This is a genomic window from Arthrobacter sp. R3-55 (assembly GCF_054161505.1).
Window position 1 is genome coordinate 4,731,314 of the sequence record NZ_CP096423.1, and the last position, 26,555, is coordinate 4,757,868.

Below are 26,555 nucleotides of genomic sequence, written 5' to 3' on the forward strand. Positions count from 1 at the left end.
TTAGACCCACTGGCCGCGGCGAACAAGGACTTCCTTGAGCAGGTCCAAGCGGTCCGACACCAGCCCGTCAACGCCCAGGTCCAGCAGCCGTTCCATTTCCCCCGGCTCGTTGATGGTCCACACATGCACCTGCCGTCCCAGCCGATGGGCGCGACGGATAAACCCGGGAGTCACCACCGGCAACCGCCCGTAGCGAACCGGAACCTGGAAGACGTCGACGCCGGACAGCAGCTTGCGTGCCAAGGGAACCGGAAGCACGGGGCCAAGTAGAACGAAAAGCGCGGTCAGGGAGCTGCCAGCTGAAGAGGCCACCCGGCGGGAAAGCCTGGAGAGGACCGCACGGCGCCGCCTGTCCGAGAAGCTGGTGACCAGCACCCGATCATGGACGCCATGCTGTTCGATCGCCGCAGCCATGGGACCCACGGAGTTCCAGTCCTTGATGTCCAGGTTCAGCCGGGCATGGGGCAGGGCCGTCAACAACTCATCAAAGGTGGGAACCGGCTCCAGCCCGCCGATCCGGGCAGCAGCAACCTGGGCTGCGGTCAGCTCCGATACCTTGCCCGCGGAATCAGTCACACGGTCCAGGGAGGAATCATGGAACACCAGGAGTACGCCGTCGGCCGTGGTGTGCACGTCCGTTTCAAGGTGCACCGTTCCGAGTTCCACTGCAGCGCGGAAGGCAGCCAGGGAATTCTCCAGGCCGTCCAAGGAGAAACCCCGGTGAGCGAAGGCCAGAGGGCCTACTGAACCGTCCTTGCGAAGGAAATAGGGCAGCGTCACTTCCGTAGCGTAGCCCATCGCCAAGGTGCGGTTAGCTCTCCTGCGGGACCGCCGTCGTCGTCGATTGCGGAACAATCACGACGCCGTCGCTGACGTGCACCAGCGTACGGCCGCGACCGCCGTCGAGCTCCACCCAGACCGCAGTGGCATCGCCGGTGACGGCGTCCACCACGCCCGCCGACTCGAAGCCGGGCATCAGCGTGACGTTGACGCGATCGCCCTGGCGAAGCGAACGCCAGTGATGATCCGGTTCGATACGCCGCAACGGTGCGTTATTGATGCTGTTGATCCGACGCTTAGCCATGGTTCCCCTACAAATTCGATGAGACAGATAAACCGTGCGAATTTCACCCTGCAAATTTCACCGTGCAAACGGGTTCTTGGCTGGAAGCCTACGGCGGCAAGTTGAACGCCGGTTGTATGGAAGCTGGGAACCTGGTGACACTGTGGGACTGGCAAACTGGGGGCATGACTGTGTTGATTGCCGGCTGCGGCGACCTTGGAACCGAAGTTGGACTGCGCTTCGCAGCTGCGGGACATGACGTGGTGGGCCTGCGCCGCTCCCCCGGGAAGCTTCCCGAAGAGATCCGCGGGGTCTTCGCGGACCTCTCCACCTCAGTGCCGGAACTGCCCAAGGACGTGGACATTGTTGTTGTGGCTGTGGCCGCCGACGCTTCCACCGAAGAGGCTTACCGGGCGGCGTACCTGAACGGGGTCAAGAACGTCCTGGATGCACTGGAGCGGCAAGCGATCGAGCCGCGACGGATCCTGTTCGTCTCCTCCACGGCTGTGTACAAGGATTCCGGCGGAGCTGTTGTGGACGAGTCGACGCCCACGGAGCCCACCCGGTTCAGCGGCAAGGTCCTGGTGGAAGCGGAAGAGCTGTTGTCCAGCCGGACACGCGGAACCAGCAGCCAGCCCATATCCCTGCGGCTGGGCGGAATTTACGGGCCGGGACGAACCCGGTTGATCGACCAGGTGCGCAGCGGCAAGGCCGTTATCCCCGCCCAACCGCGGCACACCAACCGCGTTCACCGCGACGACGCCGCAGCCATGATCGTGCACCTCACCACCATGGAAGCCACCCCGGACTCCGTCTATGTTGGCGTCGATGACCTAGCAGCGGAAATGGGGGACGTCATGCGGTTCCTCGCCGCTGAACTGCAATGCCCGGAACCCCCGACGGCGGCACCTGAGGGCGCGTCCGACGCCGGCCCCGGCGACAAACGCTGCTCCAACGAACGGCTGCGGGCCACCGGCTTCCAACCCACCTTCCCCACCTACAAAGAGGGCTACCGCGCGTTGCTGGCCGGAGAGGGCGTGCGGCACCCGTGACCATGGGGGCTCAGGGGGCTCAACTGTGGGGGCGGGCCTACTTCGCTGTGCAGGCCGTGGCTGGACTGACATGGTGGATTGCCGTTTTCCTGTCGCCAACGGTGCGCGGGGCAACGCTCGGCAGTCTGGACCCCGTCCTTGTGGCGGCCTTTGACGTTCCACTGTTCGTCATCGGCTCGGGTATCGCGGCCTTCGGCGTCAGGGCAGCAGCAGCCGTGGCCACCGGCTGGACGCTCCTCGTTGCGATCACCTTGGCCGCCTACGCCACCATCACTACTGAAGCGGGGTGGGGCGTCCTGATCATGATCGCCGCCGCCGCTTGTTCAGCTATCGCGTTGTTCTTTCTGGTGCGGGGCCGGGTGCCGACGGAACTGATCGTGCAGGGACCGTTCGCGTTCCGGCCGGCATCCACCCACTGCAGCACTGCAGCCAACGTGGCGGCAACCATGGCTCAGTTGGTCCTGTTCTGGGGATTCTTCCTGGTGGTAGTGCCGTCATTGCTTTCCTGGCTCGAGCAGCGCTGGCAGGTTGCCGTGCCGTTCCCCTCCGCGGCGGCGCCTACCGGGCTGGCCTTGCTGGTGCTGGCCAGTTTCCTGGGCATTGCTTCGGCGGTGACCATGTCCTCCACGGCAGGCGGCACCCCGCTGCCCTCCTCCATGCCAAATCGGCTGGTGGTCGCCGGGCCATACAGGTGGGTCCGGAACCCGATGGCCGTGGCCGGCATTTCCCAAGGAGCAGCCGTGGGCATGATGCTGGGCTCGTGGTTGGTGATCGCCTACGCCGTGCTCGGCTCGCTGCTGTGGAATTACGCTGTAAGGCCGCACGAAGAAGCGGACTTGGAACGTCGGTTCGGCACTGAGTTCCAGCGATACCGTGATTCAGTGCGCTGCTGGATTCCCCGCCGGTGAAAGGACCTCCCTTGCAGTAATGGGGAGACCCTCAGTTCTTGGTCGACGAGTCCATCAGCCCGTTGAGGAAGCCGTAATCCAAGGCTTGCGCCACCGTGGTGTACGTGCCCGCCGTGTTCAGCTCCTCAGTTGCGCGCTGCGCAACAGCGTAAGCGGCTTGGGCGATGCTGGATCCCAGGCTGACCCGGCCCACGCCCAGCTTTCCAAGCTCACTAACGCTGAGCGATCCCGCACCAACCATGACATTGACGGGGACGGAAATCCCGGCGGTCAGGGCGGCGATGGTCCCTGCCTCTGATGCTCCCGGGACGAAGATGCCGTCGGCACCTGCCTCAATATACTGTTCGGCCCGGGCCAGGACTTCCGCGATCTGCTCCTCAACAGTGCCGGCACCGGCCAGGAAGACGTCGGTGCGTGCATTGATAAACAAGTCGCGGCCTGCACTCCGTGCGGCACCCCGCGCAGCCGAAATCCTGGCGCAGAATTCCTCCGGGCGCCTGGAGCCGTCCTCCATGTTGATTCCAACGGCACCGGCCTCAACAATCCCGGCGACTGTCGTAGCGACTCCCTCGAGCGTGTCGGAGAAACCACCCTCGATGTCCGCCGTGACGGGCACGTTGACGGCTTCCACGATGCCTGCGACTACGGCAACGGCGCGCTCCCGGTCCAGTCGGTCGCCGTCGGGCAGGCCCAGCGACCAGGCGACTCCCGCACTGGTAGTGGCAACAGCGGGCGCCCCTGCAGCCGCAGTAATGACAGCGCTGGCCACGTCCCAGGCGTTGCTCAACGCCAAGGGTTTTTGGCTCGTGTGAAGGTATCGGAAGTGGGCGGCTGTTTGGTGGTGTTCGAAGCTCATGAGTTCATTCCATCAGCCGGTGCGGAATCTGGCTGGCGGGAATCGGACATTACCAGTGCAGCGCCTGACTAGACCCGCTGCTCCGTCAGCATTGCCTCGAGAACCTGGGCCACGCCGTCGTCGTCGAAGTGCGGCGCCTGCTGCCCGGCAGCGAGGATGGCCTCGGGGTGCCCGCTGGCCATCGCGTAACCGTGACCGGCCCAGCGAAGCATCTCGATGTCATTGGGCATGTCGCCGAACGCCACCACGTCAGCGGCTTCAATCCCCAGGGACTCGGCGTACTTGGCCAGCGTCACAGCCTTGTTGATGCCCGGAACGGACATCTCCAGCATGGCCGTCCGCGGTGCCGAGTGTGTGGTGCTCACCAGATGCTCGACCGCCGGCTGGACCTCGGCCAGGAACTCGTCCGGCGTACCCTTGCGCGTGATGGCCAGGAATTTCACGACGGCGTCATCCGCCGTCAGCGTCTCGGCAAGCGGTGCGGGGGTGAACTCAGCGAGCAACTCGCTGGTTTCGTTTTCAATGAAGCCCGGCTCAAGCTGGAAGCCCGTAAGCGTCTCCACGGCGAACAGGGCGTCCGGCCTGATGGACTTGATGATACGGCGGGCTTCAAAAACGGATGCAGCATCCAAAACGCTGGAGGACAAGGCCTTTTCCGTCTCAAGATCCCACACCACGGCCCCGTTGGAACAGATCACGATCCCGCTGTGACCCAACTGCTCCTGGAGCGGGTACAACCAGCGCGGTGGACGGCCCGTGACGAAGACGAGCTCCACTCCCGCGTCGCGGCACGCCTGGAATGCCTTGATGGTGCGGTCACTGATTTTGCCGTCGTGACCGAGGATGGTGCCGTCAATATCGCTTGCTACGAGCCGCATCATGCCAGTCTACGTGGGCGGCAGTGCGTCCTTCACCGCTACAGCTGGTCAGGTTCATAGTCGAAAAACGCCGCTCTCGGGAGCACCTGCTTTTCCCAGAGCCTCTGTTTGTCTGCCCTACCCAGCCGTGCAATATCTGCAGCAGCGTCCCAATTGTCACGGATACTCGACACGAGATTGTCAATAATCTCCCGGCCTTGTGCTGCGCTGAGCCCGTATGTCTCGGACTCGCCCACCAAAGCTGCGAAGTTGGAGACCTTCGCGCCGCGATCACCGCGTCCGTAACGCATCGCCTGTTCGAAAGTATCGCCGGACCTCTGCCCTGGGGCCAGATCGTAAGCCGGTGTCAGTTCCAAATGTTTCCCGTCCCAGAACGCCGCGTGATTTCGCGCGTGATCGTCGTTGTTGCTAATGGCAATATTCATCGCGATGCGTTGAAACAGCTCTGGTCCCGGCTTGGTGGCATCCTTGGCGTACTCGCGGAGCACATCAAGGATCTGGGGGTATGACACGTATCGTGCGTACATCTCGTCCGTCTGGGCCATGGTCAGGCCCGACACTGCGTGGCGTCTCCCGCCCGCCCCGTCACGGTCGAATCGGTGGACAAGAAGGACTTCCCGTCCGAGAGACGGCACAACCTTGCTATCGGCCACGTTCATACCGGCGCGCCGGGCTAGTTCAAGCATCGCCCCCTCAGCGTTTACCACCGAAAAGACGCGGTCGTCGGACGACGAGAACTTTGCGAGCCACTCGCTCCCGTCATCCTCAGTGAGCGTCGCCTTGGGACGCGCACCTCCGAGGCTGGTGCCATGAATCATGGCTGCGTCAAGACTTGCCGAAAGCTCGCCGCCTTCATCGAGGATGGTGGCGGCACTGTGCAACTCGTCAAGGTTGCCGAGTCATCCCTGGCCACGTACTCATCCCGATCAACCTGGAAGTCCAAAGCGCCGAAGCGGTTCGAACCCGAACTCAGCATGTAGTCGATCTCCCTAAGGGAGTTTGGGGCAACATTCCGCCTCCTCTCAATGACACCGCGACCCCACCTATCGGGGCTGCCATCCCTGAGAACGCCAGCGATGCTCAGTCCGTCTGAAGGCTCCTGCACTCCTGGCCGAAGGGGAAGCTCAGGGGCGAACAGGCTGATAGCGTCCGGGCGGGATCTGTAATTCAGGCCGTAAATGAACGTGACGAGCGGCCCGGATTGCTCCACCCTCCCGGCTACCACAGGCTCGGTTCCGCCCGGCAGCCAAATCCAAACATAGAGCTCGTCAGAAATCATCATCGACACTCCTGCTCTTCGGTCGGCGCACACGGCTGGGTAGGAGAGCCAGCATCTCCTCCCCACGCTGACGACGAATCGCCAGCTCTGCACGGTCTTCAATACCGAAGATGGGAACGCCTACGAGGTCCGCGAGTTCCATCATGGTGCCTACGGCCGCACCGCGGCTGCCGGCCTCAGCTGCGAGTACCGTCTGCTCCGAGACATTCGCACGAGCCGCCAGTTCCTTTGCGGTCCATTTTCGTTCTGTTCGTCCTTGGCGGATGAGTTGCCCCCACACGGTTAGGGCGTCCTGAATATGAGGACGAAGGGGGACGCTACGCTTCGCCATAACCAGCCTTCTTAAAACATCGCTTATAGCCCTTTAGGCATGTTTTATTGTAGCAGTACCGCCACCTTCAAGACGATGCCTGTCTGGAACGGAGGGAGTTGTCTGGAGATTGTCCAGATCCGGGGCATAGTGTGAAGTCATGAGTGAGAAGACCAGCGAAGTCGAAGAACACAGCACCCGCGGGGCGTACGTCACCGGCAGCGAGTTCACCCGGGACACCAATTACATCGAGGACAGGATCACCCGGGACGGCGCGGCCGGAGCGAATGGCGAGCCTGGCTGGCCCGTGGAGGCGGGGCGCTACCGGTTGATTGCAGCGCGGGCGTGCCCCTGGGCCAACCGTGCGGTCATTGTGCGCAGGCTGTTGGGGCTTGAGGATGTCATCAGCCTGGGCCAGCCCGGCCCCACTCACGACGCCCGCTCCTGGACCTTTGACCTGGACCCCGATGGCAAAGATCCTGTGCTCGGCATTGAACGCCTGCAGGAAGCGTTCTTCCGCCGTTTCCCGGACTACCCGCGGGGCATCACGGTTCCGGCCATAGTTGACATTCCCAGCGGCCAGGTGGTGACCAACAACTTCCCGCAAATCACCCTCGATTTCTCCTCGGAGTGGACTGAGTTCCACCGTCCGGGCGCACCGCAGCTGTACCCGGAGCACCTGCGCGAGGAAATCGACACCGTCAACAAACGCGTCTTCACCGAGGTCAACAATGGCGTCTACAGGTGCGGATTCGCCGGGTCCCAGGAAGCGTACGACGCCGCCTATACCCGGCTGTGGACCGCTTTGGACTGGCTCGAGGAGCGGCTGACCCGGCAGAGGTACCTGGTGGGTGATTCGATCACCGAGGCCGACGTGCGGCTTTTCACCACCTTGGCACGCTTCGACGCCGTCTATCACGGCCATTTCAAGTGCAACCGGAACAAGCTCAGCGAGATGCCGGCACTGTGGGCCTACGCCCGGGACCTGTTTCAGACACCGGGGTTCGGGGACACCATCGACTTCGTGCAGATCAAGCAGCACTACTACATAGTTCACGAGGACATTAATCCCACGCAGATCGTCCCCGCCGGACCCGATCTATCCGGCTGGCTCACCGCGCACGGACGCGAGGCCCTGGGCGGAAGCCCGTTCGGTGAGGGCACTCCGCCGGGACCGGTGAAGGCCGGCGAGGAAGTAGCTGCGGGGCACGGGGCGGGCTAACGTCCCTTGGCCCATGCCCGCTTATGCCCCGCGTTTGTGCCCGCGCGTTTATGCCTCGTTTATGCCGGGCCGTGATTGAGCTCGGCGCGTGTGGGCGGGTTCGCGCCTGCCCGTGAGACCGTAACTGCGGCCGCCCGCGTGGCGTGATCCATGATGGCTTCCAAGGTTTCTGCAGGCATCGCCCGGAGCTCTGCGCGGTTCTGCGCGCCATCCAGCCCGTGGTCCACAATCGCGGACAACAGTCCAGCCATGAACGAATCGCCCGCGCCCACGGTGTCCACCACGTTCACGGACGGCGCGGCAACCTGTGCTTCCCCTGCCCTGGTAACGCCCCAAGGACCCAGTGATCCCCGCGTCACCACTACCAAAGCCGGGCCCTCCGCGCCGCCCAAGGTCAGCCAGCGGCGTGCGGATTCCAACGGATCAACACCGGGATAAAGCCACTCAAGATCCTCATCCGAGGCTTTCACGACGTCGGACAGCACCACGAAACGCTCGGCTTGCGTCCGTGCATACTCAACGTCCGTGATGATGCTGGGACGGCAGTTGGGGTCGAAGCTGATGGTGCTGCTCGGATGGGCATACTCGACGGCGGCAATCACCTCCGCAGCGCCTGGCTCCAGGAAGGTGGCAATGGACCCGGTGTGGAGCAGCGTAGAACCCTGCAGCATGAGGGGCAACCGTCCGGCGAGCCCGGGCAGCTCCCACGCGAGGTCGAAAGCGTAGGTGGCGGCGCCGTCGTCGTCGATCTGCGCGGTGGCCACGCTGGTTGGCTTCTGGTCGGGCGGAAGCGGCACCATGACCGAACTCGAACGCAAGTGTGCAGCAATGGAATCGCCATAAGCGTCCCGGCCATAGCGGCCGATGAACTGCACCGGATGATCCAGCCGGGCCAGGCCGACGGCAACGTTGAGCGGGCTTCCTCCAACGTGCGCCTCGATTCCGGAGGAGCGTTGAACGACGTCTACCAGGGCCTCACCAATGACTGTCAGCATGGCACCACTCTGCCAGAGGACGGCAGCCACGGACCACCAGTTACGAGAGCAGCCGTTGCACCAATTCGCGGCACTTCTTGTACGCCACGGCCTTGGGATCGATCAGGTCAAAGTGGTCCCCGGGGACGCGCAACAACTGGGCCGCGCTACCTGCAGCAGTTGCCGCAGCGACGTATGCCTCGGATTGGCTGGCTGGAACATCCTCATCATCCGTGGCGTGAACGGCATATATGGGCACGTCCAAGGGCAGCGAACTCATGGGATCCGCATACTTATGCCGTTTGGGGTATCTAGCGGAATCGCCGCCCATCAGGTTGCATACGGCGCCGTTGCTGAGGTTCAACTTCTCCGCTGCGGCCAGGTTAAGGAGACCGGACTGACTAACGACGCCGGTCAAGTGCACGGCGTTGTCCTCAGGGCTTCGCTGGAGCTGGCGATCGGCGTCTGGCGTGCCTATGCCTGAAAGCCGCTGCCGGCCCGCAGCCCACACGGCCAGATGGCCGCCTGCCGAGTGTCCCAGGGCTACCACCTTGCCGAGCTGGAGGTTGTGATCGCCGGCGATGGTGGACAGGTGGTCGATGCCAGCCAGGATGTCCTCGAACGTATGGGGCCAACCACCGCCGTTGCCGGCCCGCCGATACTCGAGGTTCCATGCGGTGATGCCGTGCGCTGCGAGGTCCCGCGCAAGAGGCTCACCGAGCTCCGCGCCGTACTGTGAGCGCCAGTAACCGCCATGGATCACCACGGCGATTCCTCCGGCAACCGCAGACGCGCCGCGATGGTTTCCGTTGGACGGTTCAGGTATGAAGAGTTCGCCCCATTGGCTGGGGTGTTCGCCGTAGCTGTACTTGTGCCGCAACATTGCGCCCTCCTTTGTACTGAGCCTATCGTGACGGTTCACTAGTTTGGCTAGAGGCACCCCGACGGCGGGTGGCTCAGTTGAGTGTCGGACCCGCCCCGTAAGCTGGGGGCATGGCAAGCAATTGGGACAGCCTGGACCAGGCACAGCGCGATGCAGTGGATGCGAACGTAGCGCTCTATGAACGCGTTCGCCCCGCCCTGAAGCGGGTCACGCGCGATGTTCTGCTCACTTTGCGGGACATGCTGAACGACGCTGAAGTCACTCCGTTGTTTGTCACGGGACGGACCAAAACGGTGGAGTCGTTCCGGGAAAAGATTTCCCGCACCGACGATCCGTTGGAGCCGGGCGGACCTCGGTTGTTGAAGTTCCCGGATCCTTTCCGCACCTTGAATGACATGGTGGGCATCCGCGTCATCACCAAGCTTCCGGCCGAGAATGCCGCCGTGGCCAACATCATCAAGCGGCAACGCCAGCTCTTTGACTGCCGCGGCGACCGTGAGAAGGACATCGGCTCCATTGAGTCGGGAACCTACGGATACTCCAGCCGGCACCTCATTTTGCGCACCATCCAGAACGAGGCCGTCAAGGAATACCAGCAGGTCTTCAACCCGGACATGCCTGCCAATGGCAGCTACTTCTTCGAATGCCAGATCCGTACCGTCTTTGCCCACGCGTGGAGCGAGATCGAACACGACATCCGCTTCAAGGCCGAAGACCCGCGTGCCTGGACACCCCATTTTGACCGTCAATTCACGGCAACAGCTGCCATGTTGGAAACAGTGGAGAGCGCCTTCGCCGATCTTCACGAGCGGTACGAGGAAGTCCGCGGCTACTGGGACCTTGAAGGCGATGGCGGCATGCCCCTGACGCCCAACCGGGTCCGTGACGTCTGGCGTACGCTGCTGCCGCACGTTGACCGTAAAGTTGATGACGACTGGGGATGGGCTGCCGAACTGCTCGCCGCCCACGGCCTCACCAAGACCGTGGAGCTGGCCGGGTTGCTCAGTGCCAACCGCATCACCGAGGTCCGCAAGGCCTTGGACCACCGCTACTCCCCCGGTCCCGACCGCCTCCTGGATGACCTCCTGCTGTGGCAGTACGGAACCGAACACATCGATCTCACCGCTGAGGCGCCCGACGTCGTCCCGCACCCGCGGCGCGACAGCCTCCAGCGGCGCCTTAAGCAGATTGAGCGCTACCGCCAGACTGCGCTTTAGGACAGCTACGTATGTTCTAGGGCAATTGGACCGTAAGGACCCATGACTCCCGAGCAACTCATGTCACTGCGGGCGACCTTCCGCTCGCCCCGCCGTCTGCTGACGGAATCCCTTGCCGGGCTCGTAGTGGCTTTGGCTCTGATACCCGAGGCCATCGCGTTCTCGGTGATTGCGGGCGTTGATCCACGCATTGGGTTGTTCGCATCCTTCACCATGGGCGTGGTTACTGCCATAGTTGGCGGGCGTCCTGCCATGATCTCCGCGGCCACCGGTGCCGTGGCCTTGGTGATCGCGCCGGTAATGAAGGAACACGGGCTCGACTACCTCATTGCAACGATCATTCTGGCTGGCGTTTTCCAGATCATCCTGGCGGTCCTGGGTGTCACCAAATTGATGCGCTTCATCCCCAGATCCGTGATGATCGGGTTCGTCAACGCCCTGGCAATCCTGGTGTTCATGTCCCAGATGCCCGAGCTCTTCAACGTGCCGTGGATGGTCTATCCGATTGTCATCGTGGGCTTGGTAATCGTCTTCGGACTACCCCGCATCACTACCGCCATTCCTGCGCCGCTGGTGGCGATCGTGGTCATCACACTGGTGACCGTGCTGGGTGGCATCGACGTTCCCACCGTCAGCGACAAAGGCCAACTCCCGGACAGCCTGCCCGGATTCTTCCTGCCCAACGTTCCCCTGAACCTGGAGACATTCCAGATCATCGCGCCCTTCGCCCTGTCCATGGCGCTGGTGGGCCTGCTGGAATCGCTGATGACCGCCAAGCTGGTGGACGACATCACGGACACGCGCTCCAACAAGACGCGGGTGTCTTGGGGACAAGGTGCTGCAAACATTGTGACCGGTTTCCTCGGCGGCCTGGGCGGTTGCGCGGTGATCGGTCAGACCATGATCAACGTCAAGGGCTCCGGGGCTCGAAGCCGCCTCTCGACCTTTCTGGCCGGAGTATTCCTGCTGGTCCTGGTGGTTGTCCTGGGCGATGTTGTAGGCATGATCCCCATGGCCGCCCTGGTGGCTGTGATGATTTTCGTTTCGCTGATTACGTTCGACTGGCATTCCATCCGACCCTCAACCCTGAAGCGTCTCCCGAAGTCCGAAACCGCGGTCATGCTCGTCACTGTTGCCGCCGTGGTGGCGACGCACAATCTCGCGGTGGGTGTCGGCGTCGGCGTCCTGACCGCCATGGTGCTGTTCGCGCGGCGGGTAGCCCACTTCGCGACGGTGGAGCGGACCGAACTTGAGCTCAACGGCGAGAATGTTGCCACATACACCGTGGACGGCGAGCTGTTCTTCGCTTCGTCCAACGATCTGTACACGCAGTTCGACTATGCAAAGGATTCCTCAGAGGGCATAGATCGGGTGATCATCGATCTCCATGGTTCCCACATCTGGGATGCCTCCACGGTGGCGGTGCTTGATTCGGTGACTGAGAAGTACCGGAACCACGGGCGCGACGTGGAGTTCATCGGGCTCAACGAGGCCAGTGTTCGGATGCGCGAGCGCCTGGCGGGGAAGCTCAACTCCTGACCCAACTGAGTAACAGTTACAGTCGGTATGAGCGCTCAAAACAGCTTTAACTGTTACTCAGTTGGGTTGGAAACGGCGGACATCTGACATATACGCTCCGCCGAATGTCACGAAGTGGCCGGGTTCGCGGGGTGAATGTGAGCATGGATGAATGCTTGAGGCAACCAATTCACCATCAGAAACAGAAGAATCCGCGGCCCCCGTTAACGCCGCGCTTGCTGCGGAAGCCAAGATTGCGCGTATTGCCGTCACGGTGTTCCCGCTTTTGGTGGTGGTTGCCGGCATCCTTGGATTCCTGATTCCGGACCTCTTCAAACCGATGGGCGTGGCCGTTCCGTATCTGCTGGGCGTCATCATGTTCTGCATGGGCCTCACGCTGACGCCGCCTGACTTCGCCTCGGTGGCCCGGCGTCCTTGGGCTGTAGCGCTCGGCATCGTTGCCCACTACGTGATCATGCCCGGTGCCGGTTGGCTCATCGCAGTACTCCTGCAACTACCTCCGGAACTGGCCGTCGGGCTGATCCTGGTTGGCTGCGCTCCGTCCGGCACCGCCTCCAACGTCATGGCCTTCCTGGCAAAGGGCGATGTTGCCCTGTCCGTAGCCGTCGCCTCGGTTTCCACGCTGATCGCACCCATCGTTACCCCTGCACTGACTCTCTTCCTTGCCGGGTCCTTCCTGCACATCGATGCCGGGGCCATGGTGATGGACATCGTGAAAACCGTACTGTTGCCGGTGATCGGCGGCCTGCTCGCCCGGCTCTTCCTTTCGAAGCTCGTCGCAAAGGTTCTTCCGGCACTTCCGTGGGCTTCCGCCGTCGTGATTTCACTGATCGTTGCGATCGTCGTGGCCGGCAGTGCCAGCAAGATCGTGGCTGCGGGTGCAATCGTTTTCCTGGCAGTTGTCCTCCACAACGGATTCGGCCTGGGCCTCGGCTACCTTGCCGGCAAGATCGGCCGACTGGACGATAAAGCACGCCGGGCCCTGGCATTCGAGGTTGGCATGCAGAACTCCGGCCTGGCCGCGACCTTGGCCACCGCACACTTCAGCCCGCTGGCCGCCCTGCCCTCCGCCGTCTTCTCGCTTTGGCACAACATCTCGGGCGCAATCGTGGCCGCCTGGCTGGCACGACGGCCGCTGAAGGACTGACTAGCCCTGTGTAGTGCCGCGGCGGTGCAACTTCCATGGCGACGCCACCCGTATGCCCTCGGCCGGCGTGTTTTCCGCCAACCGGTCCAGCAGCATCCGGACAACCTGCTCGAAGATCGGGTCCGGGCCAACAGTAGTCAGCGCCGGATCATATTCCTGGCCCTCGGTGGAGTTTCCCACCCCAATGATCTGGATGTCCTCCGGGACCCGGAGACCCAAACGATAGGCGGCACGGATCGTCTGCAGCGCCTCCATGTCGTCAGTGCAGAAAATGGCCGTGGGGCGATCCGTCTGCTGGAGCAGCTCGAGGGCTGACTGATAGGCAGCCGCCGGACGGTGATGGGAGGTCCTGACCAAAGACTCGTCCAAGGGAATGCCGGCCTTCTCCAGCCCGGCTGCATACGCGGCAAAGCGACTCTTGGGCCGGCCGCTTGGGTCTGCCCTCCGGATGCAGCCGATTCTGCGGTGGGACGCGGTGAGGAAATCCATGCATTCTGCGAGCCCGGCGTCGGTCTCAGGGGCAAGGACGTCGAATCCGGCAGGTTTCATGGTCCCGGAGATGACCACTTGGGCCACGCCACGGCGGGCCAGTTCGGTGACTGTTTCATCCTCCGTTTTTGCTTCGGGGAAGTACCCGATGATCACACCGTCGGCGCCTCCGGACATTGCGAACTTCCGCCAGTCGTCGCCCAGCAGAATCACCGGCTGGAATCCGTGCTGCGGCAGGATGGTGGCTGCAGCAGTTGCGAGGGCCCGGTCCCAAGGCCATTCAAGGTTACCTATGGCTACGGCAACCACGTCTGTTTTGCCGCGACGCATCCCCCGGGCTGCCTGGTTGGGCACATACCCCAGCTCCTTGACCGCCGCCAGAACCCTGTCCTGTGTGGGCTGGCTGATCCGGGTTGTGCCACCATGGCGGCCGGAGAGCACATAGGAGACGGTGGTCAGCGATACGTCAGCCGCCATGGCCACATCCCGAATGGTGGGCTTGGATCCCTTGCTCACGTTGTGACTCCTGGTAGACGGCCAATCCCTTGAACTCTATCCGCAACCGGCGTGGACTCCCCTTGACGCAATTAGTTGAGAACGTTAACAATTGCGGGAGTCTACAAATACAAGCAGGAGATCTTTCGATGAAGAACTGGGCAGGAAATCTTGAGTACTCGTCTGCGGACGTCCAGCGGCCCACAACCGTGGAGCAACTGTGCGGGCTCGTAGCTGAGGCAACGCAGATCAAAGCCCTGGGATCCCGGCACTCCTTCAACACCGTTGCCGACACCATCGGCACGCACCTCCTCCTCGATGGACTCCCCCAGGAAGTGGTTCTGGACACCGAAAAGGGCACCGTCAAGGTCAGTGGTGGCATCACCTACGGAGCTCTGGGCCGCGCGCTTGAGGACCAGGGCTACGCCATCCACAACCTCGCTTCCCTCCCGCACATCTCTGTGGCCGGCGCCATCCAAACCGGCACGCACGGCAGTGGCGTCTACAACCCGTCCTTGGCTGCCGCCGTCGTCAGTGTTGATGTGGTGCGCGCCTCCGGCGAGCTGGTGACCCTCACGGCCGACGACGACGAATTCCTCGCCAGCGTGGTGGGACTGGGTGCACTTGGCATTGTCACAGGGCTGGAACTCGCGGTCCGGCCGAGCTATGACGTGCGGCAGCGAGTGCTCACCAACCTCTCTTGGGAGGGTGCCTTGGCCAACTTCCAGGCCATCGCTTCCAGTGCTTACAGCGTCAGCTTCTTCACCGATTACACCGGCGAAACCATCCCCCAGGTCTGGCTTAAAGCACTGGACACTGAAGCTCCGTTGCCTGATCTGTTCGGGGCAACCGCGGCGACGGCAGCCATGCATCCCTTGCCTGATATGTCCGCCGAGAACTGCACGGAACAGCTTGATGTGGCGGGCAAGTGGCTCGACCGGTTGCCGCACTTCCGCCACGAATTCACGCCCAGCAACGGTGAGGAACTGCAAAGCGAGTTCCTTCTGCCTTTGGAACACGCACCGGCCGCGCTGCAGGCCGTCCGCGGGCTCGCCGAAAAGCTCGCACCGCTCCTGTTCGTCTCTGAAATCCGCACCGTGGCCGCTGATGAGTTCTGGCTCAGCCCGTTCTACCAGCAGCAAAGCGTGGCACTCCACTTCACCTGGAAACCGCTGCAGGCTGAGGTGGAAGCGGTGCTCCCCGAGCTTGAGGAAGCCCTCCGCCCGTTCGGCGCCCGGCCTCATTGGGGCAAACTGTTCACGCCCGGCGAGTATGACTTCGCCGCACTGTACCCGCGGTTCGAGGACTTCCGGGCTTTGGTTCAGGCCAACGACCCAACGGGGAAGTTCCGCAACGGCTTGCTGGAGAGCGTGCTGGGCATCGCGGCGGCGACGCACGCCTAGTCACGCTTGCCCGGCCGCTGCGCCGTTGCCGCCCCGCTCCTGCCCCGCTCCTGCCCCGCCGCAAGGCGCTACTCGATGTGCGCGAGGACCGCTCCGGCTGTGACAACTCCGCCGGGTGCGGACAACACCTCGGACAGAGTACCTGTCCGGTGGGCCGGGACCTGGGTTTCCATTTTCATGGCCTCCAGGACTACCAAGGGATCACCGGCGGATACTTCGTCGCCGGGTTCTGCGAGCCACTTGACCACCGTGCCGGCCATGCTGGAGACAAGTGCCGATTCGGCGGGGGAACCGCTGCTGACGGAACCCGGCGTATCGGCCGGCGCAGTAAAGGCGGGAATGCCCTGACCGGAGCGGGCCCAGCCGTCCAGCAGGTTCGCGGGAAGCCCAACAGCCAGCCGTTTGCCGTCGACGTCAATGGTGATGGTGCGCCGCTCCCCTTCCGGGGCCACCACGTTGTACTCAGGATCCACGGGAATCCGGTCTGCGAAGTCGGTTTCGATCCAACGGGTGTGAACCCGCATTCCGGCTACCGACGTGAAGTCCTCGGATTCCAGGACCGCGCGGTGGAACGGCAGCACGGTTGCAAGGCCTGAAATGGTGAATTCAGCCAGGGCACGCCGTGCGCGACGAAGAGCCTGCTGCCGGTCAGCTCCGGTGACGATCAATTTGGCTAGCAGGGAGTCGAATTGCGGCGCCACGAAGGAACCCGAACGTACTCCGGTGTCCACACGGATTCCCGGACCTGTAGGTGCTTCAAACAAGGCCACTGTTCCCGGGCACGGCAAGAACCCTCGGCCCACGTCTTCGGCGTTGATGCGGAACTCAAAGGAGTGGCCCCGCGCCACGGGATCTTCCGTGATGCTCAGCGGCAAGCCGGCGGCAATACGGAACTGTTCTTGGACGAGGTCGATCCCGGCGGTTTCCTCCGTGATGGGGTGCTCCACTTGGAGGCGTGTGTTGACCTCAAGGAAGGCCACGGCTCCGTCTGCGGAGACGAGGAACTCAACGGTCCCGGCACCGTAGTAGCCTGCTTCGCGGACAATCGCCTTGGCGCCGTCGTAAATTTGCCGGCGTTGCAGGTCACTCAGGAAGGGTGCGGGAGCTTCTTCCACGAGTTTCTGGTGGCGGCGTTGTAGCGAGCAATCACGGGTGCCCACCACCACGACGTTGCCGAGTTTGTCCGCGATGACCTGCGCCTCGACGTGCCGGGGGCGGTCAAGGTACTGCTCCACGAAGCATTCACCACGGCCGAAGGCAGCCACTGCTTCACGGACTGCGGAATCGAACGCTTCTTCCACTTCCGCCAACTCCCGGACCACTTTCAGACCGCGGCCGCCTCCACCAAACGCGGCTTTGATGGCCAGCGGGAGTCCGTGTTCTTCCGCGAAGGCACGGGCTTCGGCGGCGGTGGAAACAGGACCATCGCTGCCGGCAACCAAAGGTGCTCCGGCTCGGACGGCGATGTCACGTGCCGTGATCTTATTGCCCAACTGGCGTATCGACTCGGGTGAGGGACCGATCCACTCCAGGCCGGCGTCGAGCACTGCTTGTGCAAAATCGGCGTTCTCGGAAAGGAACCCGTAGCCGGGGTGAACAGCGTCTGCGCCTGACTCCGCTGCAATGGCGAGCAGTTTCCCGATGTTCAAATAGGTGTCAGCCGGTGAGTTGCCGCCCAAACTGAAGGCTTCGTCGGCTGCGCCAACGTGCATGGCGTCGGCATCGATGTCTGCGTAAACGGCAACGGACGCGATGCCGGCGTCGTCACAGGCTCGGGCGACTCGGACAGCGATTTCGCCGCGGTTCGCGATCAGGACCTTGCGCATCAAATACTCACTTCTCTGGGGTCTTCGTAAAAGTCGTGGTGGTGTCCGGGGCCAGCCGGAAACGGATCTTTCCGCCAATGGGGACTTGAGCAGCCAGATCAAGATGTTCGTGGCGCACCACCCCGATCACCGGATAACCCCCGGTGATCGGATGATCGGCCAGGAAGAGGACGGGCAGCCCCGCGGGCGGGATCTGGAGTGCTCCGGCCATGGTGCCCTCGCTGGGAAGTTCGCCTTCCCGCGTGCGCTCCAGCGGGGTGCCATCCAGTCGCATGCCCACTCGATTGGATTGCGGAGTGACCAGCCACTCCTGGCTGCACAGGGAATCCAGCGCGTCCTGGTCAAACCAGTCGGCCCGTGGTCCGGGAACGACATCGAGCACCGTGGCACCCTCACCCGGGAAGTCAGGCTGCAGTTCGGGGCTGCCAACCGCTGTGGATGCCGTAGCGTCACCCACGCCAAGAACCTGCTTGCTGACCAGTGACCCCGGTCCGATCCCGGACATCGTGTCCGTTGAGCGGCTGCCTAGAACCTCAGGAACGTCCACTCCGCCCCGCACCGCAACATAGTTCCGGAAGCCCGACTCCGGGGCACCCAAGGTGAGTACTTCGCCGTCGAGCAACGCGAAAGGAGCGGCCATGGGCACGGTCCGCCGGGCACCTGCTTGGACGTCGCCGGACTCAAACCACGACGACGGCTCTACTGTCAGCGTGGTGGGCGCCCCTGTCACGGCAACCACCTGGTCACCCACAGCTTCCACTGTGAGGCCGCCATTGACGGACTCGATGGCTGCAGCCGAAGCAGCGTTTCCCACCAGCCGGTTGGCCCGCCGCAACGAGGCCCTGTCCAACGCACCCGCAGCCGATACGCCGAGCGGACCGTAGCCACGACGTCCGAGGTCCTGGATCAGGCTCTGCGCACCCGGGGTAAGAATCCGAAGACCGGACTCCGGGCGGTGCTCCTTTTCGGGTTCGCGTGCCGGGGATTCAGTGGCCGTGACAACCTCGCGGACGGCCCGGTACTGAACCCGGTCGCCTGGACGAACAAGCGCCGGTTGGGCCCTGTCCAGGTCCCACATCCTTGCACCAGTGCGGCCAATCAACTGCCAACCGCCCGGGGAACGCCGAGGGTACACGGCCGAATACCGGCCACCCAGAGCCACCGATCCAGCAGGCACGGCTGTGCGGGGAGAGGACCGTCGAGGAACCGTGAGGGCCTCGTTTTCGCCCACCATGTAGCCGAAGCCCGGCGCGAAACCAGCGAAGGCAACGGTCCAGACTTGGCCCGTATGTGCGGCAATCACGCCGTCCACGCTCAGTCCGGTGAGTTCCGCGACATCGGCGAGGTCGTCGCCGTCGTACACAGTATCGATGACCACCAAACCGGAGTCAGCCACTTCCGGCGCCGTTAGTTCCAACTCCATGAGCCGTGCACTGATGGCTCGGGTTGCGGCCGCAGACTCGCCCACCACCATCACTGTTTCCGCCGCGGCCAGAACATCCACTTGCCCCGGAAGCGGCGATTTGTAGAGCATGTCCTGCAGGGCGAGGACGTCCTGCAGCCCGTCCAGTTCGGCCAGGACGGCACGCGTGCCGACGGGCCGGACAGAGCGAACCCTTTTGGCGGTGGTGGTTTGCATCACGGTTCCCATTGTTCGTTACGACGCCGGCTGAGCGTGTGTTCCCTGCACGAGCCGGACATCTTCTTCCGGCTTGGGGTCGCGGCCGAGGAGCATGCCGACGATCGTGACAATGGCAGCCAGAAGAATGTAGCCGGCAATGAAGTACCAGCCGCCGGATCCGCCACCATAGAGGAGGGTGAAGATCACCGGGGCAAATCCGCCGCCGATCACACCGGCCAAGGTGTAGGCCAAGGAACTGCCGGCATAGCGAAGACGGGCCGGGAACTGCTCGGTGATGAACGCGGCCTGCGGACCGTACATGAAGGCGTGGAGTGCCAAGCCGATGACGGTGCCTACGATCAGCATCGCCACGGACTTTCCTTGGATCATCAGGAAGAAGACCGGAATGTAGGCTGCTGTTGCAGCCGCCGCGAGCCCATAAACCCAGCGGCGGTTGAAGCGGTCCGTCAGGGCGCCGGCCAGCGGGATCAGGAAGAGCTGGAAGGCTGAGCCGATCAGGATGGCTGACAGGACGTTGCCCGTGGTCATTCCCAGTTCCTTGGTGGCGTAAACGGCCACGAACACCGTGAACAGCGAGTAGAGGATGTCAGGGCAGATTCGGGAAAGCGAAGCGGCAATCAATGCCTTCGGCTGAGTAGTGAAGACTTCCTTGATGGGAGCCTTGGGACGGTCTCCCTTGGCTTGAATGGCCTTGAAAACCGGCGTTTCCTCCAGCTTGAGGCGGATGAGCAAGCCGAACACCACCAACAGGGCAGAAGCAAGGAAGGCCACGCGCCAACCCCAGGAGAGGAAGGCTTGTTCGCTCAGCGAAGCAGCCAGGATAGCGAGAACGCCGTTGGCCATGAGGTTACCGGCGGGCGGACCGATCTGGGCTGCAGAGGACCAGAAGCCGCGCTTGTTGGGGTCACCGAACTCGCTGGACAGCAGCACCGCGCCACCCCACTCCCCGCCAACACCGATGCCTTGCGCCAAGCGCAGCAACACAAGGATGATCGGGGCCGCAATGCCAATGACGGAGTAGTCGGGCAGCGCACCGATGAGTACGGTGGCAAGGCCGATAAGCATCAACGTGAAGACCAGGACGTACTTGCGGCCGATCTTGTCACCGAGACGGCCAAAGACAATGCCGCCGATCGGACGGGCAAAGTAACCTACGGCGAACGTTGAGAAGGACAGGATGAGCGCCACGAATTCGTCGTTGCCCGGGAAGAAGATCTTCGGGAACACCAAGGCCGAGGCCACGGAATAGATAGCGAAGTCGTAGTACTCGAGCGATGTGCCGGTAAGGCTGGCCACATACGCCTTGATGGCGCCGGGCGGTGGCTTCCTTGTCACTGCCTTGGCTGCATGGTTGGTGCTGGTCATGATGTTCTCCGGGGGGATGGGGGGATGGTTCGGAGCGCCCGGACGGGCTAGAGGAACGAGCCGGTACTGACGCCGGCGTCGCTGAGGGCGGACTTCACAGCGGTGGCCATCGCGACGGCTCCGAGTGAGTCACCGTGAACGCAGATGCTCTCTGCGCGGATTTTCAGGATGGAACCGTCAATGGTCCTGACGGATTGTTCAGTGGCCATTCGCAGGACGTGCTCCGCCACTTCGGCGGGATCATTCAGCACGGCCCCTGCTTGGGATCGCGGGACGAGCGTTCCGTCCGGGTTGTAGGCGCGGTCCGCGAAGGCCTCGGAAACGGCACGAAGACCGGCTTTGTCAGCCAGGCGCAGTACTTCAGAGCCGGGCAGTCCAAGAATCGGAAGGTTGGGGTCAACAGATTTCACGGCGTCCACCACAGCGCGGGCTTGGGCGGTGTGCTTGACGATCGCGTTGTAGAGGCCACCGTGAGGCTTGACGTACTGGACACGGGAACCGGCCGTAGCTGCCAACGCCTGCAGGGCCCCGATCTGATAAACGACGTCGTCCGCCAGTTCCATGGGATCGATGTCCATGAAGCGGCGGCCGAACCCGGCGAGATCGCGGTAGCCAACATGGGCGCCGATAACGACGCCGGCCTTGACCGCCTTTTCGCAGGTGCTGCGGATGACGCTGGGGTCACCAGCATGGAATCCACAGGCAACATTCGCACTGGAGACCGACTCGAACATGGCTGCGTCATCACCAAGCGTCCAGCGCCCGAAGGACTCGCCGACGTCGCTGTTCGGATCGATGATTGCCATGGTGTGATCCCTGCCTCGTGATGTGCGTTACATCCAGCATGCATCAATCTGCTGGATTGTTCAACAATCCAGCGATCCCTATTTTCAGCAATCGTGTAATTTTGGTGTCATGGCCGGTGAAGATCAGGAAAAAAGTGAACAGACCGGCATGGACAGTGCGCGGGCGCGGGTCCGCATGAGGGTCCCCTCCGTGGCGGAGAGAGTCGCAGAAGAACTGCGCTACCAACTGGCTGAGGGCTTCCTGGTGCCGGGGGCCAAGCTGACCGAAGCCACCATCGCCGAGGATTTGGGCGTCTCGCGCAACACTGTCCGCGAAGCTTTCGCCGAGTTGGCCGCTGAGCGGCTTCTTCTTCGCCAGCCCAACAAGGGCGTTTTTGTAGCAACCCTTGAAGCCGGCGACATCCACGATGTTTATACGGTTCGTCGCGCCATCGAGGTCAGCTCAATCCGGGCCGGCGGCTCTCCGGAGCGCATCGCCGCCGTCAGGGCCGCCGTCGAGGAAGGCCAGCGCGCGGCCTCGGCCAACGACAACGAAGGCCTGGGCAGCGCCAACCAGCATTTTCACGGCGCCATAGTCGCCCTCGCTGAGAGCAACAGGCTGAACACGATCATGGCGCAGATCCTGGCCGAGATGCGGCTCTACTTTCACAAGGCCACCATGAATGCCCACTTCTACAGTGACTGGCTGAAGGAAAATGAGCAGATCTGCTCCGCATTGGAAGCGGGCGAGCTTGAGCGCGCCGGGGACCTTCTCCTTGCCTACCTCAACCGTTCAGAACAGCAGCAAACCGCCATCCACGGCGAGTAGTCAGCGCTCCTCCCCAGTTGGTCACCCCAAATGCGCCAAATCCCCGCTACTTGGGCGCAGGAACGCATCAATTTCCCCACCAACCGGGCAGGAGCGTCACGGCGGAGTGATCTAACCGGGCAGGAGCGTCAGCGTTTGCCCTTTTTGCGTGAGCCCTTGCCACGGCCCTTGTCCGGGTTCGGGGCGTAGCGCTGCGCGACCGCGGGCTTCTTGGGACCCCCACCGCGTCGGTCAGGCTTGGGCTCCTTCTTGGGCTTCTCCTGCTGCGCTGACGGCTGGCGCGAGCTCTGCGCTGTCCGCCCACGCACGATCCCGATGAATTCTTCGATCACCGGGCTGTCAGTTCCAACCAGCCAAGCCAAGCCGATTTGCGTGCCCGGCGCACCTGTCAGGCGCCGCATGACCGTGTCCTTTACGTTCAGGTGCCGCGCAACGGACATGGGCAGGATCGCCAGTCCGGCCCCGGAGGCGACCACCTGGAGGGCCATGTCCGGCCCGCCCATCTCGTCAATATCCAAGAGGTTTTCCTCGGCGAGGTCGTCCAGTGCGACTTCCTCAAACACCGAGATCTCATGCCCCTTCGGAGCCACAACCACAGGCTGCTCTTCATACAAAGGGATGACGTTCAAACCTTCGCGGTCCACGGGCAACCGAACAAAGCTGAGGTCTGCGGAACCGTCACGCAAAACCGAAACCTGGGCGGCGTCGTCGGACATGAATGAGTGCAACGGGAAGTTGGGCATCCGTTCTTCCCACCGCCGGATCCATTTCCCAGGAGTCACACCCGCAACATAGGCGAAGCGGAGACCGGCTAGGGGTTCGGTTGTTTCGGCGGATTCTTCAGCGTCTGGCACACACTCACAGTACCGGCCAGATACCCTTGAAGCATGACGTCCTCGAACTCCCAGTCCATGAAGCCGGCAACAGTTGCCAAGAAACTCGGTATCTACCTGCCCGCGACACCCCAGGAGTTCCAGGATTCGTCCATCTCCCGCGAAGAATACGCCGAACTCCAGGCCAACCCGCCGGAGTGGCTCGTCGAACTGCGCCGCAACGGCCCGCACCCGCGCCCGGTAGTGGCCCAGAAGCTCAACATCTCCATCAGCGGTCTCGCCCGCGGCGGCGTCGAGGATGCGCTCACGACGGCGGAAATCACCGAGCTGCTGCAGGCTCCGCCGCAGTGGCTGGTCACCGAGCGCGCCACGCACGCGGCTGTCCGGTCCGAGGCGCAGCGCGTCAAGGACGAGGCCGCCAAGAAGGCAGCCACCAAGGAAGCCCGGGACAACGCCGCTGCAAAGCGCGATGCTCCTAAGACTTCCAAGCGCGATCACGCGTAAGTCTTAGCAGGTTGTGGCCGGGATCAACGGGTCCCGGCCACAACTGTTTAAGCTCAGTCCTGGTGGAGCTGAATGAAGTTTCCGCAACCGTCGTCGAAGACTGCGCTGACGCCTGAGGGATCCTCGGAGGGTTCGCCTTGGAAGGTCACACCGGCGGCAACCAAGCGCTCGTACTCAGCCTGGACGTCGGGCACACCGAAGGTGATCGCGGCCAGACCGGACTCATGCAGGGCGTTCATGTAGTTCGAGGCGATGGGGTTGTCGCTGGGTTCCAGCAGCAAACCCGGTGAGCTGCCGTTGTCCGCACCCGGATCCTTGATGATGAACAAGTTGTACTCGGGCATGGCCATCAGGGTCTCGAAGCCCAGGGTCTCCGTGTAGAAAACGTGGGCCGCTGCGGGGTCCTTGACGTGGATGCTGCACATTTTCAGTCTCATGCTGCCTAGGCTACGCCCGGCTCCGACAACCTGACCGCGCCGCCCCTGCGACGACGGCCGCGGACAAGCCCCCGCGACCGTCGCCAACCCATTAGGGTTTCAGGTGCCAGAACGAGCGGACTATCTCCCACGCAAGGCGTGAAAGATTGACCAGCAAGTTCAGGCGGCCCCAAGGCTCGGGACGATTACGCCGTCGAGACATGGTGCACCCCTCACTGAGGAAGGGTGCGACCGCGGGCGTAGTGCTTGCACGCCGTCCGCGAAGGGGCATACTCTAGAGGCGTGAGCATCAAGGAGTAAGCCCTTGAATCGCACCAAAGAGCGCATCGCGCTGAACAAAGACCCGATTGCAGTCGGGTCTTTTGTTTGTTAACGATGCGGCAGGCTCTTGCCCACTGCCACAGAGTCTACCGAGAGTTGACTATCTGAATAGCAGGCCACTCCGAGCCACCCCCTCGCGCCCACGCAACCACTGCCGCATACTGAATTCAAAGCAGCGAATTCGCCTGGAGGTGGTCCGATGCCCGCCATGATGCTCCTGTGGGGTGTTGCTCTGGTTCTTGCAACCGCAGCAACCACATATGTCCTGAACAGGAAACTGACCCACGGCCGCGGCCCGGAGCCGGACGGCATCTTCTGGGACGTGTTCGGAGGGCTGGTGGTCATAGCGCCGGCCATCATTGTCCCTGCCGTGCATTGGTCGCCGGCCGGGCTGGTCATGATTTTCGTCGGCATCGCTACTGCGGCCGGAACCCTGCTGAGCATCCGCAAAGTGGAGCGCCTCCACGCAGCTGAGCCCCGCCGTCGTGCTGGTTTCCCGGACGACGCAGCCCGCCACGAAAACATTCTGGAGCAGTGGCGCCAATATGAGCTGGATCCTGCGCGGACCATCGACTTCCCGGCCATGACGGACGTGAGGGCTGCCGAAACAGCGGCATTGACGAGGGCCATGCGCGAGGCCGAGTACTGCAAGGTGACAGCCGGGACTGACTACCGTGCCGCCGTCGAGCGTCTTGCCCAAGCCCTGGCCGCGGCCGAGCGGGCTGCCGGCGTCCCAACGGCCGCCTTACCCTCGCCGAGGTGACGCAGCCCTACAGGACCTTGCCTTTGAAGAACTCCGGACGCAGCCGGTACATCACCAGCATGACCGCCACGCCGAGCAGGATCACGCCCATTCCCAGCACGAACACCAGGCCCACACCACCAACGGAGGAGCCGGAACCGTACTCAGGATCCATCGAGTCCATGGCCGTCTTCACGAACATGACCAGCAGGATCACTCCGCCCAGCAGGGGCGCCAGGAACTTGAAGAAGAACGGACGGACGCCGCTGAATGCCGACGCCCGGAAGAACCAGACGCAGGCCAGCGCCGTGATGCCGTAGTAGAAGCAAATCATCATGCCCAGGGCGGTGATGGTGTCCCACAGCGCATTCTCGGACACGGTCCTGGTGATCACGTAGAAGCCGGCGGCTGCGATCGCAGCGGCGATGGTTGCGAAGCTCGGCGACTTGTAGGTGGGGCTGATCTTGCCGAACTTGGGTGAGATGGCGCGGTAATGGCCCATGGCCAGCATGGTGCGTGCCGGTGAGACGAACGTCGACTGCAGCGATGCCGCCGAACTGCTCAGGATGGCCAGGGACATGAGGATCGCGAACGGCCCCATCACTGGACCGGCCAGCACGGCAAAGATGCTGGACTGGTTCTCCGGGTTGCCCGCACCCAGTCCGGTCTCGCCAACACCCGCGAAGGACAGGGTTGCCAGCGCAACGGTCATGTAGATGACCACGATCACCAACACCGTAATGGTGGCTGCACGGCCAGGGGTTTTCTCGGGGTTCTTCGTTTCCTCGTTCATGGTGAGGGTGACGTCCCAGCCCCAGTAAATGAAGATCGAGAGCGACACACCCGCGGCGAAGGAGGAGAAGGAGTCCACGGCGAACGGGTTGAACCAGTCCGGTGAAATGGCGGTGGCATCGAAAGCCGTGCCGTTCGCTACGTGGGCGAACGCAGAGACCGCGAACCAGCCCAGAACCAACAGTTGGAAGGCCACCAGCACGTACTGGACGCCCTTGGTGGTCTCCATGCCGCGATACGAAATCCAGCAAGCAAGGCCTATGAACACCAGCGTGGTGGCGATGTTCAGGGGCAGGATTTTGCTGAGCTCCCCCAAGGAGGGATTACTGAAAATCTGCGCGAGCATCAGGTAGAAGAAGTCCACGGCGACGGCGGCAAGGTTGGACAACACAATGATGGTTGCGGCAATCAGCCCCCAGCCACCCATCCATCCGATCCACGGACCAAACGCGCGCGTTGCCCACGTGAAGGAGGTACCGGCGTCGGGCATGGCGTTGTTGAGTTCGCGGTAGCCGAGCGCCACCAGCAGCATGGGGATGAAGCCCACCAGGAAGATTGCGGGCAGGTGCACGCCCACCTCGGACACAGTGGGGCCCAGGGCCGCTGTCAGCGTATAGGCGGGCGCGATGCAGGAAACACCAATCACGACGGCGCCGATCAGGCCCACCGATCCGGCTTTCAGTCCCTTTTCACTCAGGGATGACGTTTCTTTCGACTGGACCGTCTTTGGTGCAGTTGACATGGGTTTTGCCTCTCAGGCGATT

26 protein-coding genes are annotated in these 26,555 nt (G+C 63.0%); 10 read left to right on the forward strand and 16 right to left on the reverse strand.

Going from position 1 to position 26,555, the window contains the following annotated elements:
- Complete coding sequence (locus M1D51_RS21715; RefSeq protein ID WP_172326138.1) at positions 1 to 798, reverse strand: glycerophosphodiester phosphodiesterase; 798 nt, start codon at positions 796 to 798, stop codon at positions 1 to 3.
- Positions 799 to 811: 13 nt separating this feature from the next.
- Positions 812 to 1,084 (reverse strand): hypothetical protein, encoded by a 273-nt coding sequence (locus M1D51_RS21720; protein WP_458108005.1) that lies wholly within the window; start codon positions 1,082 to 1,084, stop codon positions 812 to 814.
- Positions 1,085 to 1,248: 164 nt separating this feature from the next.
- Here M1D51_RS21720 and M1D51_RS21725 point away from each other — a divergent pair, with 164 nt between their 5' ends.
- Both M1D51_RS21725 and M1D51_RS21730 read left to right on the forward strand, forming a co-directional pair.
- The gene (locus M1D51_RS21725; protein WP_458108006.1) at positions 1,249 to 2,115 is read left to right on the forward strand and encodes an NAD-dependent epimerase/dehydratase family protein; all 867 of its coding nucleotides are present in this window, start codon (positions 1,249 to 1,251) and stop codon (positions 2,113 to 2,115) included.
- 2 nt (positions 2,116 to 2,117) lie between these two features.
- Positions 2,118 to 3,023, forward strand: a complete 906-nt coding sequence (locus tag M1D51_RS21730; protein WP_458109634.1) for a methyltransferase family protein — start codon at positions 2,118 to 2,120, stop codon at positions 3,021 to 3,023.
- 31 nt (positions 3,024 to 3,054) lie between these two features.
- Here M1D51_RS21730 and M1D51_RS21735 read toward each other — a convergent pair whose 3' ends face one another.
- From M1D51_RS21735 to M1D51_RS21750, 4 genes are all read right to left on the reverse strand, one after another.
- Entirely contained in the window at positions 3,055 to 3,879 is an 825-nt protein-coding gene (locus tag M1D51_RS21735; protein ID WP_458108007.1) for an isocitrate lyase/PEP mutase family protein, read from the reverse strand.
- 68 nt (positions 3,880 to 3,947) lie between these two features.
- Positions 3,948 to 4,757: an HAD family hydrolase gene (locus M1D51_RS21740; protein WP_458108008.1), complete on the reverse strand. Its 810-nt coding sequence runs from the start codon at positions 4,755 to 4,757 to the stop codon at positions 3,948 to 3,950.
- Positions 4,758 to 4,795: 38 nt separating this feature from the next.
- Positions 4,796 to 5,638, reverse strand: a complete 843-nt coding sequence (locus M1D51_RS21745) for a HipA domain-containing protein (protein ID WP_458108009.1) — start codon at positions 5,636 to 5,638, stop codon at positions 4,796 to 4,798.
- Between the two features lie 387 nt (positions 5,639 to 6,025).
- A complete protein-coding gene (locus M1D51_RS21750) occupies positions 6,026 to 6,367 on the reverse strand; it encodes a helix-turn-helix transcriptional regulator (RefSeq protein WP_026540958.1) in 342 nt (113 codons plus the stop codon).
- Between the two features lie 139 nt (positions 6,368 to 6,506).
- On the opposite strand from M1D51_RS21750, the gene M1D51_RS21755 reads away from it, so the two are divergent.
- Positions 6,507 to 7,568 (forward strand): glutathione S-transferase family protein, encoded by a 1,062-nt coding sequence (locus M1D51_RS21755; protein WP_458108010.1) that lies wholly within the window; start codon positions 6,507 to 6,509, stop codon positions 7,566 to 7,568.
- A 59-nt stretch (positions 7,569 to 7,627) separates the two neighbouring features.
- On the opposite strand, the gene M1D51_RS21760 is transcribed toward M1D51_RS21755, so the two are convergent.
- Both M1D51_RS21760 and M1D51_RS21765 read right to left on the reverse strand, forming a co-directional pair.
- Complete coding sequence (locus M1D51_RS21760; RefSeq protein ID WP_458108011.1) at positions 7,628 to 8,563, reverse strand: carbohydrate kinase family protein; 936 nt, start codon at positions 8,561 to 8,563, stop codon at positions 7,628 to 7,630.
- A gap of 40 nt (positions 8,564 to 8,603) precedes the next feature.
- Complete coding sequence (locus tag M1D51_RS21765; protein WP_172323362.1) at positions 8,604 to 9,425, reverse strand: alpha/beta hydrolase fold domain-containing protein; 822 nt, start codon at positions 9,423 to 9,425, stop codon at positions 8,604 to 8,606.
- A 110-nt stretch (positions 9,426 to 9,535) separates the two neighbouring features.
- On the opposite strand from M1D51_RS21765, the gene M1D51_RS21770 reads away from it, so the two are divergent.
- From M1D51_RS21770 to M1D51_RS21780, 3 genes are all read left to right on the forward strand, one after another.
- A complete protein-coding gene (locus tag M1D51_RS21770) occupies positions 9,536 to 10,642 on the forward strand; it encodes a GTP pyrophosphokinase (protein ID WP_172323360.1) in 1,107 nt (368 codons plus the stop codon).
- 42 nt (positions 10,643 to 10,684) lie between these two features.
- On the forward strand, positions 10,685 to 12,181 hold the full coding sequence (locus M1D51_RS21775) for a SulP family inorganic anion transporter (protein ID WP_458108012.1): 1,497 nt from the start codon (positions 10,685 to 10,687) through the stop codon (positions 12,179 to 12,181).
- A 151-nt stretch (positions 12,182 to 12,332) separates the two neighbouring features.
- Positions 12,333 to 13,328: a bile acid:sodium symporter family protein gene (locus tag M1D51_RS21780; RefSeq protein ID WP_458108013.1), complete on the forward strand. Its 996-nt coding sequence runs from the start codon at positions 12,333 to 12,335 to the stop codon at positions 13,326 to 13,328.
- Here M1D51_RS21780 and M1D51_RS21785 read toward each other — a convergent pair whose 3' ends face one another.
- Positions 13,329 to 14,333, reverse strand: a complete 1,005-nt coding sequence (locus M1D51_RS21785) for a LacI family DNA-binding transcriptional regulator (RefSeq protein WP_458108014.1) — start codon at positions 14,331 to 14,333, stop codon at positions 13,329 to 13,331. It abuts the gene before it with no gap.
- Between the two features lie 128 nt (positions 14,334 to 14,461).
- Here M1D51_RS21785 and M1D51_RS21790 point away from each other — a divergent pair, with 128 nt between their 5' ends.
- A complete protein-coding gene (locus M1D51_RS21790; protein ID WP_458108015.1) occupies positions 14,462 to 15,715 on the forward strand; it encodes a D-arabinono-1,4-lactone oxidase in 1,254 nt (417 codons plus the stop codon).
- A 68-nt stretch (positions 15,716 to 15,783) separates the two neighbouring features.
- Here M1D51_RS21790 and M1D51_RS21795 read toward each other — a convergent pair whose 3' ends face one another.
- From M1D51_RS21795 to M1D51_RS21810, 4 genes are read right to left on the reverse strand one after another with little or no spacing between them, the layout of a single operon-like run.
- The gene (locus M1D51_RS21795; protein ID WP_458108016.1) at positions 15,784 to 17,541 is read right to left on the reverse strand and encodes an acetyl/propionyl/methylcrotonyl-CoA carboxylase subunit alpha; all 1,758 of its coding nucleotides are present in this window, start codon (positions 17,539 to 17,541) and stop codon (positions 15,784 to 15,786) included.
- A 7-nt stretch (positions 17,542 to 17,548) separates the two neighbouring features.
- On the reverse strand, positions 17,549 to 19,192 hold the full coding sequence (locus M1D51_RS21800; RefSeq protein ID WP_458108017.1) for a 5-oxoprolinase subunit B/C family protein: 1,644 nt from the start codon (positions 19,190 to 19,192) through the stop codon (positions 17,549 to 17,551).
- 6 nt (positions 19,193 to 19,198) lie between these two features.
- Entirely contained in the window at positions 19,199 to 20,548 is a 1,350-nt protein-coding gene (locus M1D51_RS21805) for an MFS transporter (RefSeq protein ID WP_458108018.1), read from the reverse strand.
- A gap of 47 nt (positions 20,549 to 20,595) precedes the next feature.
- Positions 20,596 to 21,354, reverse strand: a complete 759-nt coding sequence (locus M1D51_RS21810; RefSeq protein ID WP_458108019.1) for a LamB/YcsF family protein — start codon at positions 21,352 to 21,354, stop codon at positions 20,596 to 20,598.
- Between the two features lie 109 nt (positions 21,355 to 21,463).
- On the opposite strand from M1D51_RS21810, the gene M1D51_RS21815 reads away from it, so the two are divergent.
- Positions 21,464 to 22,162 carry a GntR family transcriptional regulator gene (locus tag M1D51_RS21815; RefSeq protein ID WP_458108020.1) on the forward strand — a complete coding sequence of 233 codons (699 nt, stop codon included), beginning with the start codon at positions 21,464 to 21,466 and terminating at the stop codon, positions 22,160 to 22,162.
- A gap of 128 nt (positions 22,163 to 22,290) precedes the next feature.
- On the opposite strand, the gene M1D51_RS21820 is transcribed toward M1D51_RS21815, so the two are convergent.
- A complete protein-coding gene (locus M1D51_RS21820) occupies positions 22,291 to 23,016 on the reverse strand; it encodes a LysR family substrate-binding domain-containing protein (protein ID WP_458108021.1) in 726 nt (241 codons plus the stop codon).
- Between the two features lie 33 nt (positions 23,017 to 23,049).
- Here M1D51_RS21820 and M1D51_RS21825 point away from each other — a divergent pair, with 33 nt between their 5' ends.
- Complete coding sequence (locus M1D51_RS21825) at positions 23,050 to 23,499, forward strand: DUF5997 family protein (protein ID WP_172323338.1); 450 nt, start codon at positions 23,050 to 23,052, stop codon at positions 23,497 to 23,499.
- A 53-nt stretch (positions 23,500 to 23,552) separates the two neighbouring features.
- Here M1D51_RS21825 and M1D51_RS21830 read toward each other — a convergent pair whose 3' ends face one another.
- Positions 23,553 to 23,936: a VOC family protein gene (locus tag M1D51_RS21830; protein ID WP_172323336.1), complete on the reverse strand. Its 384-nt coding sequence runs from the start codon at positions 23,934 to 23,936 to the stop codon at positions 23,553 to 23,555.
- Between the two features lie 520 nt (positions 23,937 to 24,456).
- Between M1D51_RS21830 and M1D51_RS21835 the strand changes: the two genes are divergently transcribed.
- Positions 24,457 to 25,020, forward strand: a complete 564-nt coding sequence (locus tag M1D51_RS21835; RefSeq protein ID WP_458108022.1) for a hypothetical protein — start codon at positions 24,457 to 24,459, stop codon at positions 25,018 to 25,020.
- Positions 25,021 to 25,027: 7 nt separating this feature from the next.
- Here the strand turns inward: M1D51_RS21835 and M1D51_RS21840 are convergent, their stop codons facing one another.
- Positions 25,028 to 26,533, reverse strand: coding sequence for an APC family permease (locus tag M1D51_RS21840; RefSeq protein WP_458108023.1), 1,506 nt, complete (start codon positions 26,531 to 26,533; stop codon positions 25,028 to 25,030).
- Between the last annotated feature and the right edge of the window lie 22 nt (positions 26,534 to 26,555).

Bases quoted from the DNA above. Each gene is read 5' to 3' on its own strand.
- M1D51_RS21755 (WP_458108010.1), top strand. From the start codon at position 6,507: ATGAGTGAGAAGACCAGCGAAGTCGAAGAACACAGCACCCGCGGGGCG.
- M1D51_RS21725 (WP_458108006.1), top strand. From the start codon at position 1,249: ATGACTGTGTTGATTGCCGGCTGCGGCGACCTTGGAACCGAAGTTGGA.
- M1D51_RS21735 (WP_458108007.1), bottom strand. From the start codon at position 3,879: ATGAGCTTCGAACACCACCAAACAGCCGCCCACTTCCGATACCTTCAC.
- M1D51_RS21810 (WP_458108019.1), bottom strand. From the start codon at position 21,354: ATGGCAATCATCGATCCGAACAGCGACGTCGGCGAGTCCTTCGGGCGC.
- M1D51_RS21840 (WP_458108023.1), bottom strand. From the start codon at position 26,533: ATGTCAACTGCACCAAAGACGGTCCAGTCGAAAGAAACGTCATCCCTG.
- M1D51_RS21775 (WP_458108012.1), top strand. From the start codon at position 10,685: ATGACTCCCGAGCAACTCATGTCACTGCGGGCGACCTTCCGCTCGCCC.
- M1D51_RS21780 (WP_458108013.1), top strand. From the start codon at position 12,333: ATGCTTGAGGCAACCAATTCACCATCAGAAACAGAAGAATCCGCGGCC.
- M1D51_RS21825 (WP_172323338.1), top strand. From the start codon at position 23,050: ATGACGTCCTCGAACTCCCAGTCCATGAAGCCGGCAACAGTTGCCAAG.
- M1D51_RS21720 (WP_458108005.1), bottom strand. From the start codon at position 1,084: ATGGCTAAGCGTCGGATCAACAGCATCAATAACGCACCGTTGCGGCGT.
- M1D51_RS21760 (WP_458108011.1), bottom strand. From the start codon at position 8,563: ATGCTGACAGTCATTGGTGAGGCCCTGGTAGACGTCGTTCAACGCTCC.
- M1D51_RS21835 (WP_458108022.1), top strand. From the start codon at position 24,457: ATGCCCGCCATGATGCTCCTGTGGGGTGTTGCTCTGGTTCTTGCAACC.
- M1D51_RS21750 (WP_026540958.1), bottom strand. From the start codon at position 6,367: ATGGCGAAGCGTAGCGTCCCCCTTCGTCCTCATATTCAGGACGCCCTA.
- M1D51_RS21730 (WP_458109634.1), top strand. From the start codon at position 2,118: ATGGGGGCTCAGGGGGCTCAACTGTGGGGGCGGGCCTACTTCGCTGTG.
- M1D51_RS21815 (WP_458108020.1), top strand. From the start codon at position 21,464: ATGGCCGGTGAAGATCAGGAAAAAAGTGAACAGACCGGCATGGACAGT.
- M1D51_RS21790 (WP_458108015.1), top strand. From the start codon at position 14,462: ATGAAGAACTGGGCAGGAAATCTTGAGTACTCGTCTGCGGACGTCCAG.
- M1D51_RS21715 (WP_172326138.1), bottom strand. From the start codon at position 798: ATGGGCTACGCTACGGAAGTGACGCTGCCCTATTTCCTTCGCAAGGAC.
- M1D51_RS21795 (WP_458108016.1), bottom strand. From the start codon at position 17,541: ATGCGCAAGGTCCTGATCGCGAACCGCGGCGAAATCGCTGTCCGAGTC.
- M1D51_RS21740 (WP_458108008.1), bottom strand. From the start codon at position 4,757: ATGCGGCTCGTAGCAAGCGATATTGACGGCACCATCCTCGGTCACGAC.
- M1D51_RS21800 (WP_458108017.1), bottom strand. From the start codon at position 19,192: ATGGGAACCGTGATGCAAACCACCACCGCCAAAAGGGTTCGCTCTGTC.
- M1D51_RS21805 (WP_458108018.1), bottom strand. From the start codon at position 20,548: ATGACCAGCACCAACCATGCAGCCAAGGCAGTGACAAGGAAGCCACCG.
- M1D51_RS21830 (WP_172323336.1), bottom strand. From the start codon at position 23,936: ATGAGACTGAAAATGTGCAGCATCCACGTCAAGGACCCCGCAGCGGCC.
- M1D51_RS21765 (WP_172323362.1), bottom strand. From the start codon at position 9,425: ATGTTGCGGCACAAGTACAGCTACGGCGAACACCCCAGCCAATGGGGC.
- M1D51_RS21770 (WP_172323360.1), top strand. From the start codon at position 9,536: ATGGCAAGCAATTGGGACAGCCTGGACCAGGCACAGCGCGATGCAGTG.